The organism is Ponticaulis koreensis DSM 19734, assembly GCF_000420665.1.
GTDB lineage: Bacteria > Pseudomonadota > Alphaproteobacteria > Caulobacterales > Hyphomonadaceae > Ponticaulis > Ponticaulis koreensis.
Map to the genome: position 1 here is coordinate 2,057,126 of NZ_ATVJ01000001.1, position 13,089 is coordinate 2,070,214.

Annotated in this window: 13 protein-coding genes; 9 read left to right on the plus strand and 4 right to left on the minus strand. The window is 54.6% G+C overall.

Annotated elements, in window-relative coordinates; translation table 11 throughout:
• Positions 1-39: 39 nt before the first annotated feature.
• From G523_RS0110485 to G523_RS18995, 4 genes are all read left to right on the plus strand, one after another.
• Positions 40-1,683 (plus strand): long-chain-fatty-acid--CoA ligase, encoded by a 1,644-nt coding sequence (locus G523_RS0110485; RefSeq protein ID WP_022695017.1) that lies wholly within the window; start codon positions 40-42, stop codon positions 1,681-1,683.
• Positions 1,684-1,697: 14 nt separating this feature from the next.
• Positions 1,698-2,447: an SDR family oxidoreductase gene (locus tag G523_RS0110490; protein WP_022695018.1), complete on the plus strand. Its 750-nt coding sequence runs from the start codon at positions 1,698-1,700 to the stop codon at positions 2,445-2,447.
• Between the two features lie 43 nt (positions 2,448-2,490).
• On the plus strand, positions 2,491-3,741 hold the full coding sequence (locus G523_RS0110495) for a M24 family metallopeptidase (protein WP_027441634.1): 1,251 nt from the start codon (positions 2,491-2,493) through the stop codon (positions 3,739-3,741).
• A gap of 122 nt (positions 3,742-3,863) precedes the next feature.
• On the plus strand, positions 3,864-4,673 hold the full coding sequence (locus G523_RS18995; RefSeq protein WP_022695020.1) for a DUF1499 domain-containing protein: 810 nt from the start codon (positions 3,864-3,866) through the stop codon (positions 4,671-4,673).
• Between the two features lie 50 nt (positions 4,674-4,723).
• On the opposite strand, the gene G523_RS0110505 is transcribed toward G523_RS18995, so the two are convergent.
• Positions 4,724-5,626 carry an MBL fold metallo-hydrolase gene (locus tag G523_RS0110505; RefSeq protein ID WP_022695021.1) on the minus strand — a complete coding sequence of 301 codons (903 nt, stop codon included), beginning with the start codon at positions 5,624-5,626 and terminating at the stop codon, positions 4,724-4,726.
• A gap of 27 nt (positions 5,627-5,653) precedes the next feature.
• The gene (locus G523_RS0110510) at positions 5,654-6,580 is read right to left on the minus strand and encodes an ATP-grasp domain-containing protein (RefSeq protein WP_022695022.1); all 927 of its coding nucleotides are present in this window, start codon (positions 6,578-6,580) and stop codon (positions 5,654-5,656) included.
• 133 nt (positions 6,581-6,713) lie between these two features.
• Between G523_RS0110510 and G523_RS0110515 the strand changes: the two genes are divergently transcribed.
• Positions 6,714-6,869 carry a hypothetical protein gene (locus G523_RS0110515; protein ID WP_155802645.1) on the plus strand — a complete coding sequence of 52 codons (156 nt, stop codon included), beginning with the start codon at positions 6,714-6,716 and terminating at the stop codon, positions 6,867-6,869.
• Between the two features lie 11 nt (positions 6,870-6,880).
• Here G523_RS0110515 and G523_RS0110520 read toward each other — a convergent pair whose 3' ends face one another.
• Positions 6,881-7,315: a TIGR01244 family sulfur transferase gene (locus G523_RS0110520; protein ID WP_022695024.1), complete on the minus strand. Its 435-nt coding sequence runs from the start codon at positions 7,313-7,315 to the stop codon at positions 6,881-6,883.
• A 151-nt stretch (positions 7,316-7,466) separates the two neighbouring features.
• Here G523_RS0110520 and G523_RS0110525 point away from each other — a divergent pair, with 151 nt between their 5' ends.
• On the plus strand, positions 7,467-8,417 hold the full coding sequence (locus G523_RS0110525) for an ABC transporter permease subunit (protein WP_022695025.1): 951 nt from the start codon (positions 7,467-7,469) through the stop codon (positions 8,415-8,417).
• Complete coding sequence (locus G523_RS0110530) at positions 8,417-9,319, plus strand: ABC transporter permease (protein ID WP_022695026.1); 903 nt, start codon at positions 8,417-8,419, stop codon at positions 9,317-9,319. Before G523_RS0110525 ends, G523_RS0110530 begins: the two co-directional genes overlap by 1 nt.
• A 72-nt stretch (positions 9,320-9,391) precedes the next feature.
• On the opposite strand, the gene G523_RS0110535 is transcribed toward G523_RS0110530, so the two are convergent.
• Positions 9,392-10,102 carry a hypothetical protein gene (locus G523_RS0110535; RefSeq protein WP_022695027.1) on the minus strand — a complete coding sequence of 237 codons (711 nt, stop codon included), beginning with the start codon at positions 10,100-10,102 and terminating at the stop codon, positions 9,392-9,394.
• 123 nt (positions 10,103-10,225) lie between these two features.
• Here G523_RS0110535 and G523_RS0110540 point away from each other — a divergent pair, with 123 nt between their 5' ends.
• Positions 10,226-11,830: a peptide ABC transporter substrate-binding protein gene (locus G523_RS0110540; RefSeq protein ID WP_022695028.1), complete on the plus strand. Its 1,605-nt coding sequence runs from the start codon at positions 10,226-10,228 to the stop codon at positions 11,828-11,830.
• Between the two features lie 41 nt (positions 11,831-11,871).
• On the plus strand, positions 11,872-13,026 hold the full coding sequence (locus G523_RS0110545; RefSeq protein ID WP_022695029.1) for a DUF3667 domain-containing protein: 1,155 nt from the start codon (positions 11,872-11,874) through the stop codon (positions 13,024-13,026).
• The last annotated feature ends 63 nt before the right edge of the window (positions 13,027-13,089 follow it).

Consider the following 13,089-nt stretch of genomic DNA (forward strand, 5'->3'; position numbering starts at 1 on the left):
ATACTAAGAACACGCTATTCGAACGTCAGGGAGAGGACGATGAGCCTAATCGGCAAAATGCAGGATTGGCCGCTAACCGTAAACAAGGTTATCGAACACGCCAAAGCCAATCACGGTCACCGCCGTGTTATTTCGCGCTCGGTTGAGGGCCCGATTGTCGAGACGACATACGCAGAAATTCATGACCGCGCGAAGCAGGTTTCCAACGCGCTGAAAGGTGACGGCATCAAGCTGCACGACCGTGTTGCGACGCTCGCATGGAATACAGCCCGTCACATGGAAACATGGTTCGGCGCAATGGGCATAGGTTCCGTCCTTCACACCATCAATCCGCGTCTGCACCCTGAGCAAATTGCCTGGATTGCAAACGATGCAGAAGACAAAATCCTCTTCGTCGACCTGACGTTCGTGCCACTGCTTGAAGCGGTTCAGGACCAGATGAAAACCATCGAGCGTTTCGTCATTTTCTGTGACGCAGAGCATATGCCCGACACGAAGCTTCGCAACGCTGTTCCTTATGAAGATTACATCGCGGGCCAGTCTCAGGACTGCGTATGGGGTGATTTCCCTGAAACAACACCATGCGGTCTTTGTTACACTTCTGGCACGACTGGCAATCCGAAGGGCGTTCTCTACTCTCACCGTTCAAACGTACTTCACACCTTCATCACAGGCATGGCTGATGCACTTGGTGTAACCGTCTTTGACAAAGTTCTGCCAGTCGTTCCGATGTTCCACGCGAACGCATGGGGCCTGACATTCACATGTCCTGCTGTCGGCGCTGAGATGATTATGCCGGGCGCGCAGATGGATGGTGCATCCATTTATGAGCTTCTGACGAAGTACAAAGTGACGATGTCAGCCGCGGTTCCAACTGTCTGGCTGATGCTGCTTCAGCACCTTGAAGCAAATGATCTCGATCTGCCGGATCTCGACCGTGTTGTTATCGGTGGTTCAGCGGTTCCTGAGCGTATTCTGCGCGCGTTCAAAGAGAAATTCGACGTCGATACAGCTCACGCATGGGGTATGACGGAAACCTCTCCGCTTGGCACGATTGGACAGCTGGTTCCGGAAATCCGCGATCAGGGCTGGGACAAGCATGTTGAGTACAAGCTCAAACAGGGCCGCATGCCGTTTGGTGTCGAGCTGAAAGTCGTTGATGACGATGGTAATGAACTGCCACGCGATGGTGAGAGCTCTGGTCACCTGCTCGTACGTGGCTGCGCGGTTGTCGATACCTACTTCAAAGGTGCTGGCGGCGATGGCGGTTCTGTCCTTGATGAGAACGGCTTCTTCGATACGGGCGATGTCGCGCACCTTGACCACCATGGCTACATGCAGATCACCGACCGCGCGAAAGACGTGATCAAATCCGGTGGTGAGTGGATTTCTTCCATCGATATCGAGAACATTGCGGTGGGGCACCCGAAGGTCGCCAATGCTGCAGCTATCGGCATTTATCACCCGAAATGGGATGAGCGCCCGCTTCTGATCATCCAACTCCATGAGGGGCAGGAAGCGACAAAGGAAGAGATGCTGAAGCAACTCGAAGGCAAAATCGCCAAATGGTGGACGCCGGACGATGTTGCGTTTGTCGAGGCTATTCCGCTCGGCGCGACCGGCAAGATCAACAAGCTTGCCCTTCGTGAGATGTTCAAGGACTACAAACTGCCAACTGCGTAAGCAGGAGGTTGTTTGTGCCGGAGCCTGACGTGAAGTCCATTCTGATTACGGGAGCCAGCGCGGGGATTGGTAAAGCCACCGCGCAACTCTTCCTTGAGCAGGGTTGGACTGTCGGGCTTCTGGCGCGTCGCGGGGGTGCTCTGGCGGAAATGGCTGCCAGTCATCCCAATGCACATGCACTTGAGTGCAATGTAACTGATCATGAAGCCGTCGATGCCGCTTTCGATAAATTTGTCGAAGCAGCAGGGCGGCTTGATGTGCTTTTCAATAATGCTGGTCGGGGCGCGTTTCCTGCCACGATTGACGAGATTTCGCCAGAGACATGGCTCTCAGTCGTGAACGTGAACCTGAATGGCATGTTCTGGTGCGCACGGGCCGCGTTCCGTCACATGCGCCAGCAGTCGCCGCAAGGTGGGCGGATCATCAATAACGGTTCGATCTCTGCGATGACGCCGCGTCCCGGCGCCACGCCTTACAATGCGACTAAACACGCTGTGACAGGCCTCACCAAATCACTCGCGCTGGATGGTCGTCCGTATTCAATTGCTTGTAGCCAGATTGATATCGGCAACGCTGCGACCGAGATGACCGTGCGCATGGCAAAAGGTGTTCCGCAGGCAGATGGTAGCCTGAAGCCAGAGCCGACCATGGCCGTCGAGGACGTTGCGAGTTCTGTGCTGCACATGGCGAATTTGCCTCTTGAGGCAAACATACTTTCTATGACTGTAATGGCGACGAACATGCCATTTGTAGGGCGGGGCTGATCCACGCCTGATCTGATATCATCTCAGCAGCGGAGATCCTTGCGTGACACTTTCCAGACGCCGTTTCGGACAATTAGGACTGGCTGCCGGTTTGACCGGCCTGATCGCGCCTCAATTCGCGTCCGCCAGCGATGACGAGCTGCCTGCGATGGCTGCGGGCGCGCAACCTATCTCTCCGCTGGAGCATGAGGCGCGTATCGCAAGGGCGCAGGTGCTGATGCAGGAGCAGGGCATTGATGCGCTCGTGCTGGAGGCAGGCTCTGCGCTCTTCTACTTTACCGGTATTCGCTGGTGGCGATCGGAACGTTTTACGGGTGTGGTGATCCCTGCTGAGGGGACCCCGACAGTCGTCACTCCGTACTTCGAAGAGCCGTCGGTGCGTGAAAGCGTCAAAGTGGACGTCGACGTGCGAACCTGGCACGAGCATGAAAGCCCGTTCGCGCTGGTCGCTGGAATTCTGAGTGATGCCGGCCTGAGTGAAGGCAAGGTTGCGATAGAAGAGACGGTGCGTCATTTCATTTCAGACGGAATTGCACAGGCGGCGCCGTCGTTTGAAATGGTGTCGGGCATGAGTGTCACCCGCGGCGTTCGAATGTTTAAATCGCCTGCCGAACTCGCCCTGATGCAGACAGCCAACAACATCACACTGGCGGCTTACAGGCATATTTATCCGCGTGTCGAACTGGGGATGAATCAGTTCGATATCTCCAATCTGATGAGCGAAACCACCCGCAGGCTTGGCGGAAATGTCGAGTTTTCAATGGTCCTGCTGAACGAGGCGAGCGCTTATCCGCATGGTACGGGTTCAGCGCAGGAAGTGCGCGAGGGCTCTGTCATTCTGATGGATTGCGGCTGCGGTGTGCATGACTATGAGTCCGACATTTCGCGTACATGGGTGTTCGGTGAACCAACTACGAAGCAGCGTCAGGTCTGGAACACGGTGAAACGCGGCCAAGAGCTGGCGCTGGAAACGGCGCAAATCGGAACGCCGGCGGGGCAGGTGGATGCTACCGTGCGTGCCTTTTATGAACGTGAGGGCTATGGGCCGGGATATCAGACGCCGGGGCTTTCCCACCGTCTTGGCCATGGCATTGGCCTCGACGGACACGAGCCTGTAAACTTCGTTATGGGCGAGGAGACACCTCTTGCGCCGGGCATGTGTTTCTCTAACGAGCCGGGGATTTATATCTTTGGCGAATTCGGAGTTCGCCTCGAAGACTGCCTGTACATGACGGAAGATGGTCCACGCCTGTTCAGCGAGTTTGCGCCGTCGATTGAAGCGCCGTTCGGCTGATTCTGTAGCCTATTGACCTTGTTCACCCACGCCCCAGTTCCTTCTTGGAAGGGGAGAAACATTGCGTGACAAGCCTGATTCCTGCGCTATGACTCTCTCAATCTCGGGAGTGGAGTTATAAAATGAGCAATTCTAAGAGTAAGGGCGGTATTCGCCTCGGGCTCGCATGGCTGGTGCTGTTTCTGGCGATCTTGCTGCCGTTCTGGTTCATGGCTGCTGGCCTCGGCTATAAATACGGCCTTTGGGATCTTGGAACCGCTTTGAGCACAATGACGGTGAACTGGGGGCCGAAGCTTGCAATGGGCATTGGCGGTGCCGGTATCGTGCTGACAGTGCTCGGCCTGATCAAAGCGCCGCGCGTCAAAATCGTCATTCTGTCGCTCGCGGCTATTCTCATAGCGGGTCTTGTTCTCGGACGCATGCAGGGCTTCCGAATGAATGCCCAAAGCGTTCCGCCAATCCATGATATCCAGACGGACTGGTCTGATCCGATCCAGTTCTCTGATGAAATGATGGAACTGCGTGAAGGGGCTAACCCTGTGCTCGACGCGCCTACATTTGGCAGCGGCGATAACGAACGCCTCGTGTCTGAAGCGCAAGCTGAAGCCTATCCGGAAATCCGCTCACTTATTCTGCGCGCACCGGCTGACGTGACCTATTCTGCGGCGTATTCCACGCTGGATGAGATGGGCATGGAGATCGTCACAGCAAATGAGGAAGCGGGCGTTCTGGAAGCGACTTACACCTCTACCTGGTATGGCTTTAAAGATGACGTGGCAGTCCGCATCCGTCCGCAGGGCGAAGGTAGTCAGGTGGATGTGCGCTCAGTGTCGCGTGTCGGTCGTTCCGACCTTGGTGCAAATGCCGCTCGCATCAGCGCTATTCTGGAAAGCCTGTCCAGCAAGCTGGATGTTGCGGACATGCCGTCCTAAGCGACAGCAAAGTCTAAAAATCGAAACGCGGCCTTTCGGGGCCGCGTTTTTTATTGCGTGAGAGTGTAGGTTCCGGACACGTCCATGGAGCCGGTGACTGACACATGCCCGTCTTTCACCAGATGGATCATATGACCGAGTACAGAGTGGCAGGCCGCTGGATGCAGGCGCGAATCCACGTCTGCATAGATAACCTTCACCATATCGGGAATGGTAGTATCGCCCGCTTTCAGCCGTTCGAGGATTGAGGCCTCACGCGCGCGGCGGTGGGTGATGTAAGCGCCAATAAATCCGTCCACATCGTCCGTAATCGGTGGGCCATGCGTCGGGATGAGTGTGTCGAAGCCGCGTGCACGGATTTTGTCGAGGCTTTCGAAATAGTCGCGCATATCGCCGTCTGGCGGAGATATCACGGTCGTCGACCAGCCCATAATATGGTCGCCCGAGAACAGCGCATTTTCTTCTTTTAGCGCAAAGCAGAGATGGTTCGATGTGTGTCCCGGAGTTTCGACCGTTTCCAGCGTCCAGCCTGGGCCTTCCAGAACGTCGCCATCATTCAGTTCGACATGTGGTTTGAAGCCATGGTCGGAGCCGGCATCCATCTGTACAGCCGATTCTTCATGGCGCGGAGCGGGTTTGCCATAGACTTTGCAGCCTGCCCATTCGGCGAGTGGATGTGCGAGAGGAGAGTGATCCATATGATGGTGGGTGACAATAACATGGCTGACCGTTTCGCCCTCGAGCGCCATTTTGAGCGCATCAAAGTGTTCTGACGTATCGGGGCCGGGGTCGATGACCGCGACGGTGCCGCGGCCGACGATATAGACGCCGGTACCGGTAAAGGTGAATGGGCCGGGATTGTTGGCAATCACACGACGTACGAGGGGGCTGATCTCTGTTACGGCGCCATAGTCAAAGTCCATGTCGCGGACAAACGGGATCTGGCCAGCCATAAGGCCCCCTTTCAACGTGTTTGGAGTTTATTTTGGTCCGTATGATGCACGGAATTTACGTGCCATGTAACGTGTAGAGCGCAGTTTCTGGCCAAGTGGCATGGCAACAGGCGGGCCCATATCTGTCTTGTTGGCGTCAACAATATAGATGCGGCCGTCACGCTTGTCGCGCAGCACATCAACACCACCCCAGTCGAGGCCCAGCTCGGTTGCAAAGTTTTTGATGACCTCAATCTCTTCCGCGGAGAAGACAGCTTGCGGTGAGGTGAGGGTCACATCGGTGTTTTCATTGAGGAAGCGACGGCTCAGCGGGCGGCGTTTGCGGAAGACGATTGTCGGCTCGCCGCCGACCAAGGTCGTACGCAGATCTTCTACCAGATCTCCATCAATGGAGTTATCGATGAGGCGCTGATAGCTCTTGCCTTCAATCGGCTCCATCGGCCCCTGAACGATACGGCCGTCGTGGGCTGCGTTGATTTCTGACTTTTCAACCATGAGGCCGTCATAGTCGGATGGATCAACGGCCAGATCATAGCCCGCAACGCGGGTGAACGTGGATGCGACCAGAGACTTGGAAACGTCGTTGCAGCCGAAATTGATGAATTTCACCGGATGGGAGACATCAGGCTTATCGGCATCGCAAAGGGTCGAATCATCAAAGTGGAAGATCACGTCAGCTTTGTTGACGTCTTTTTCGATAATCGCGCCGGCAGCGTGCATGACCGGCCAGATGAAATACCACGGACGTGGCTGATCAGGCAAAAAAGCGATTCGCGGCGCACGATGGCCCTGAATACGCTGCCAGATGCGCCAGCCTTGCGCGAGCGAGTAGAAGCTCATCCATGTCAGGATATCGTTCACCAGACCGAGATTGAAGGGAACGGTGTGCCCTGTCTTTTTCACCAGAACGCCGCCGTCCTGAATTTTAAAGTCTGAAAGCCAGTTCTTACTCATACCCGTTTTCCCGTCGGCAGCTTCGCGCTGCTTTGTACTCTACTTATACGCGTTGCGCTTTTTCAGCGTCTTTGGCGCAGGCTTTGCGTAGATGCAATCGCATCTTTCGTTAAAGCCAGAATGGGACATTCTCGTGACAGACAAAATCACACCTGTTTTCTTTCGCGTGATCCGTCCGTTTGCTGCGGCACTCATCGGCCTTGCCATGGTACAGGCAATGGCTGTGCCGAGTTCAGCTCCGCCCAACGCAAGTGTCCCCTCTGTCACCATTCATATCCCAGCTGGATAAAGGTGCAATCTTTACAGTGCAAAAAGCGCTTCGAGCGCTGGTCTGTGTGGTGACAAATCATAGCCGCCATTCATAGCTGCGGTCAGGATATCATTGACGGGCATCGCCTTATCCAGTGCCACGGCATACGCCCACAGAGTTGTTGAGCGTGTGCCGGAACGGCAGAAGGCGAGCACTTTCTGACCTTCGTGTGCTTTGAGGACTTCCAGCGTCGCTTTTACATCGCTCATTTGTGGTGGCGCTGTGATCGGAATGTGAACGAAGGGCAGCTGGTTTGCATCTGCGCGATCTTTGATCAGTGCGGTTGCTGGCTGGTCAGGTGTTTCGCCATCAGGGCGATTCATGATGATGGCTGCGAAGCCTTCACTGGCAGCGATATCGATTTCGTCTGGTTCGATTTGAGGCGCGGCATAAAAATGATCGGTGATCTTACGAAAATTGTGCACGATCTGACCTCCACATGAGTGTTATCTGCGGAAATCCTGATGCCAGTCTTGTCGATCAAGGTAAACCCATGCCAGATAGGCCGCTCACGGAATCCCGGCTGGGCGTATTAATCAGCTGTCCGAAAATCTGAGTGGAGTACCAAGTTTCATCGTGCCTCGATTTCTCTCACGTATTTCTCTGCCTTTCATTCTGAAACGGCTGCTGATCGCGATCCCGACGCTGTTTGTCGTGATCACGGTCGCGTTCTTCATGATGCGCGCCGCGCCAGGCAGCCCGTTCAGCAATGACCGCCGCCTGGAGCCAGCGGTCGAAGCGCAGATTCTCGCCGTTTATGGTCATGACCGTCCGCTGCATGAGCAATATCTCACCTATTTGGGAGATGTTGTGCAGGGCGATTTCGGTCCGTCTCTCCGGAACAAGGATAAGACTGTATCCGAGCTGATTGGCGAAGGGTTTCCTGTCAGCGCGACGATCGGCGGCCTCGCTATGTTTTTCGCCTTCGTCGTTGGCGGTGGTCTCGGGATTATATCGGGGCTGAAGCAGAACTCGGCGGTGGATTATGGATTAATGGGGGTGGCCACGCTGGGCATTTCCATTCCGTCCTATGTGGTAGGTCCTGTTGCGGCGCTGGTGTTCGGGGTTTGGATACCAATCTTTGCGCCCGGCGGGCTCGATCTGGGGCGCATGACGCCATACACGATCACTTTGCCGGTTATTACACTGTCGCTTTATTATATCGCAGGCATTTCGCGGATTATGCGCGGCAGTATGATCGAGGCGATGCGGTCGAACCATATCCGCACCGCGCGTTCCAAGGGTGTACCGGAGCGTGAGATTATTCTGAAGCATGCTCTGCCAATCGCAGTTCTGCCTCTCGTCAGCTATATCGGTCCTGCCTCCGTAGGTGTTGTGACCGGTTCTCTCGTGATCGAACGCGTCTTCAGCCTTCCTGGCATTGGCAGCTTCTTTATCGATGGCGCGCTGAACCGTGACTACACGCTGGTTATGGGCGTGGTGATTCTTTTTGCGACGCTGATCCTTCTGATGAACCTGGTGGCTGACGTCCTTTATGCAATTCTGGATCCGAGGGTGAAGTACTGATGATCGGAATGCGTAACCCTCAGAACGACGCGGCGCTGGAAGCAGCCGCAGTCGCTGGCCGCTCGCTATGGGATGATGCCCGTGCGCGTCTGTTCCGGAACAAAGCTGCTGTGGCCGCTATGATCGTGCTGGGCCTTTTCACGGCTTGTGCGCTGATCCTGCCGCTATTCTGGCCACATGAATATGAAACGCTGTACCGTGATCGTGTAGGCTGGTCGCCGACCTTCGAGCACCTTCACATTATGGGGACAGACACGCTTGGCCGTGACCAGTTCATCCGTCTATTGGTTGGTTATCAGGTGTCCCTGGCTGTTGGCGTTCTGGCGACATTCGTCAGTCTCGTCATCGGTGTGACATGGGGTACAGTCGCAGGCTATTTCGGTGGCCGGACTGACAGCATTATGATGCGTATCGTTGATGCGCTCTATGCCATCCCGTTCATTTTCTTCGTGATCCTGCTGACCACCGTGTTTGGGCGGAACATCTATCTGATCTTCATCGCGATTGGTGCCGTCGAATGGCTTACCATGTCGCGTATCGTGCGGGGGCAGACCCTGTCTCTGAAAAACCGCGAATTTATCGAAGCGGCACGTGCATCCGGTGTATCTCAAGGCGCGATCATTGCACGTCACATCGTACCGAATATTATCGGCCCTGTTGTCGTATACATGACGCTGATTATTCCGCAGGTCATTCTGCTGGAGAGCTTCCTCAGCTTTATCGGTCTTGGCATTAACGAGCCGCTGACATCACTCGGCGTTCTGATTTCGAACGGTAAGCAGCAAATGTCGTCCAGCCCGTGGCTTCTTTTGTTCCCGGCGGTTGTCATGGCGGTAACATTGCTCTGTCTGAACTTCATCGGTGACGGCGTGCGTGATGCGGTCGATCCGAAAGAGCGCTAAACTGATCTGAATAAACCAATAAAAAAGCCGCTCCTTTCGGGGCGGCTTTTTCTTTTAGGGTTCCGGCAAGGGTTATTCTTCTCGACGTACCCGGATGGCACGCCCACGATCATCGAACTGCATAAGGTAACTGCCTAAAGCCGCTCGACGAATTGTCGCTGTTCGCGGTGGGTTACTGCTACGCAGGCGAACAATCTCGGAGTCGATTTGTCGCCACACCTGACCGTTTCTGAAGTAAATGGTCAGCTTGTCGTAAGCGCCGCGGTTGATTCTTGCGATCTCCAAAGTGACCGCTTCAATGTCGCCTTTGTCATCACGCACGACATTCTGCGGGCGTTCTGGTTCAGGTTCTGCAACAGTCGGAGGGGCCGGGCGCTGTTGTGCAGTTTCGGAAGTTTCTACCGGAGTGGACCCAGGTGCTGGTTCGGGTGTTGCCGGAGCTTCTGCGACTGCGGCTGGTGTTTCGTTTTGCACGGCATCAGCCAAAGCATTGGCCTCCCGGCCAATAGATGGCAATCGGAAGCTCGGAAGACTTGGCAATGAGAAGCCGAAAGCGTCTTCTTGTACTCGCTCCGTATCCTGTCGGGTCAGGGTCCGGAATTCGCCGGCTTGTTGAGCGACCTGAGTCGCGCTGACAGCCGTATCAAAACAGGCAAGACGTGCTGAATCATCAGCGATATCTGCGCAGGCATAAATGTCTGCGAGCGGGTCGACTTCATCGGCGAGTGCCGGAATTCCCAGCAGGGAAAGGCTTGCAACGCCGGCGAGGCAAATTTTTTTCATCACGAGTGTCCGTATTTGTGCATGAATGCAGCGAATATACTTGAACTGTAACCGTCTGCGTTTCAATCTCAACACAGATCGACATAGAATGTCCTCTTAAAGTTCGGAGAGATTGGAATAAAAATGCGAAACAAAAATGGTTTGCTTTCGGCGTCGCTAGCGGCACTTGCGCTTTCACTGGCAGCTTGTGGTGGTGGCAGCGAAGTCTCTCCAGACACGCTAAGACGCGGCATCAGTGCGAACCCTGATTCCGTCGACCCGCACAAAGTGTCTTCCCAGTGGGAGAACATCGTAATTGGTGACATGTTCATCGGCCTGTTTACGGACGGCGCAGACGCAACACCGGTGCTCGGCATGGCTGAAAGCTATGAAATCAGTGAAGACGGCCGCACTTGGACGTTCGAGCTGAAAGACGCCAACTGGTCAGATGGTGAGCCGGTGACGGCCAGCGATTTCGAGTTCGCATTCCGCCGGATTCTGACGCCATCAACAGCGTCTCAATATGCGTCTATGCTGTTCCTGATCGAGAATGCTGAAGAGTTCTATGGCGGCGAGGTTGAGGCTGATCAGCTGGGCGTTCAAGCCGTTGACGATGACACACTTGTGATCGACCTCGAATATCCTGCGCCTTATCTGCCGGGCATTCTGAAGCACTATGTAAGCTTTCCAGTGCCCGAGCACGCTATTGAAGAGTTTGGCGACGACTGGACGGATCCTGAAAATATCGTCGTGAATGGCCCGTATCGTCTTGAACAGTTCCGCACAGGTGACTTCCTGCGGTCTGTCGTGAACCCTGAATGGGAAGGCGCAGAAGACCTTTGCTTCTCAGAGGTCATCTATTTCCCGTATGACGACCTCGACGCCGTTGAGCGCTACATCCAGACAGGCCGTCTGGATATGAACAACTCATTCGACGGGCAGCGCACTGACGAACTGCGCGAGCGTTTCCCAGGCTGGGTGCGCACAGCGCCGGCTCTCATAACGACATATTATTCTATCAATACAGAACTTGAGATTTTCGAAGATACACGTGTTCGCAATGCGCTCGCTATGGCGCTAGACCGCGACTTCATGGTCAACGAAGTTCTGACAGCCGGTTACGAGCCTGCTTACTCTCTCATTCCTCCGGGCACAGCGAATTACACCGAAGACGGTGCGCAGGTATACTGGGCCGATATGAGCCAGGAAGACCGTATGGTTGAAGCGCGCCGACTGTTGGAAGAAGCCGGCTTTGGCCCGGACAACCCGCTTCAATTCGAGTACACTTACCGGTCTACAGACGATAACCCGCGCGTTGCGCCTGCGGTTCAGGCCAGCTGGCTGGAAATCGCTGACTGGGTGCGCCCTGAAATTCTGCAGAAAGAGACGCAGGTCCAGTATGCACTTCTGCGTCAGGGGGACTTCCAGATCGGTGATGGTGCGTGGGTTGCCGACTTCAACGATCCGAAGAACTTCCTCTTCCTTCTGCAGTCTAATGCCGGCCCTATGAACTATGGCCGTTACAACAATCCGGAATATGATGCGCTGGTAGAAGCTGCAGACAATGAACGCGATCTTGATGTTCGTGCTCAGATGCTGGAAGAGGCCGAGCAAATGATGCTCGACGATATGCCGGTGATTCCAATGTGGTATCAGGTCACGAAAAATCTCGTTGATCCGACACTTACGGGCTTTGTTGACAACGCGGATGATGTTCACCGGTCACGCTATATCTGCCGCGAAGGTTGATCTGATCGTCTGAGCGTCGGGCTTATTAGCGGGAGCGGTTGATGTCCGGAGAACTCGAAGCAGGAGCGTTAGGCTCCGTTGGCGGATTGTCCAAAGGGGCAGGGGACGGGGACTTGTCTGGTGACCCGTGTCGCAATTGCGGCACGGTTGTCACCGGCAGGTACTGCGGAAACTGCGGCCAGCTCGCTCAGACGTTTCACCGGCCGATCTGGTCTCTGGCCAGCGAAGTGCTCGGTGACTTTCTATCTCTTGATGGGCGCGTCATGCGCACGCTGCCATCGCTTATGTTGCGGCCGGGAAGGGTCACAAGGGAATATCTGACGGGTAAACGTCAACGTTTTGTGCCACCTTTCCGGCTCTATCTTCTCACCAGTTTTATCTATTTTGTGATGCTGTTCGCCTATGGCGACTCGCAAGGCTGGTTTGATATCAGATACATAAATCAGGAAACGCCGGTAACTATCGGCGCGACGCCTCCCGAAGGAATGTCTGAGGAGGAAATGGATGCCGCTATGGAGCAGGCACAGGAAGCGCTGGATGATGCGGGCGTCCCGGTAGATATTGAGGTAGTCGGAAATCTTGATGCTATAAGTAACATTCCAGCGGAGCAGGGGCAGGGTGTTATAGGTGAAAACACGTCCAGTCGCACCAGCGTGTTTCGCGAAGACGGGCGTGTGAACCGCGATGATATTCTCGATAATCTTCGCAACAGCGATGATTTCGATGACGATACCAAAGACTTCCTTGCAATGGTGGTCGGGCACGTAGCGGATGCGTACGAAAATCAGGGAATGTTTTTCGCGTCCATCCAGAACTGGGCACCAAGAATTGCCTTGGCGCTGACCCCTGCGATGATACTATTGCTCACCATCGTGTACCCGTTTTCTAAACGCATTTACATTTACGACCATGTGATCGTGTCGCTGCATTTCCAAAGTTGGTACTACATTCTGCTGAGTGTGGCATTTTTATTTTTCTGGCTTGGGCTCGATTGGTTTGTGTTCGTATTGTTCATCGCGCCGCCGATCTATATTTATCGAATGCTTAGAGAGGTATATAGTTCAGGCAGAATATTGTCGCTTCTGAGGACCGGTTTTATTCTGTTTTCTCTTACGCTTATGGTGCAAATATTCTTCGTTATTCTTGTTATAGTTGGCGCCTTCGAAGTGACGCCCGTAGCAGGCGGACTGTCATAAAAATGAGGCCTTTCTGCCACAGTTTTGGGCAAATTCTTACAAACCTGTCACTATCAATTGACG

Bases quoted from the DNA above. Each gene is read 5' to 3' on its own strand.
- G523_RS0110485 (WP_022695017.1), top strand. From the start codon at position 40: ATGAGCCTAATCGGCAAAATGCAGGATTGGCCGCTAACCGTAAACAAG.
- G523_RS18995 (WP_022695020.1), top strand. From the start codon at position 3,864: ATGAGCAATTCTAAGAGTAAGGGCGGTATTCGCCTCGGGCTCGCATGG.
- G523_RS0110505 (WP_022695021.1), bottom strand. From the start codon at position 5,626: ATGGCTGGCCAGATCCCGTTTGTCCGCGACATGGACTTTGACTATGGC.
- G523_RS0110510 (WP_022695022.1), bottom strand. From the start codon at position 6,580: ATGAGTAAGAACTGGCTTTCAGACTTTAAAATTCAGGACGGCGGCGTT.
- G523_RS0110530 (WP_022695026.1), top strand. From the start codon at position 8,417: ATGATCGGAATGCGTAACCCTCAGAACGACGCGGCGCTGGAAGCAGCC.
- G523_RS0110535 (WP_022695027.1), bottom strand. From the start codon at position 10,102: ATGAAAAAAATTTGCCTCGCCGGCGTTGCAAGCCTTTCCCTGCTGGGA.
- G523_RS0110540 (WP_022695028.1), top strand. From the start codon at position 10,226: ATGCGAAACAAAAATGGTTTGCTTTCGGCGTCGCTAGCGGCACTTGCG.
- G523_RS0110545 (WP_022695029.1), top strand. From the start codon at position 11,872: ATGTCCGGAGAACTCGAAGCAGGAGCGTTAGGCTCCGTTGGCGGATTG.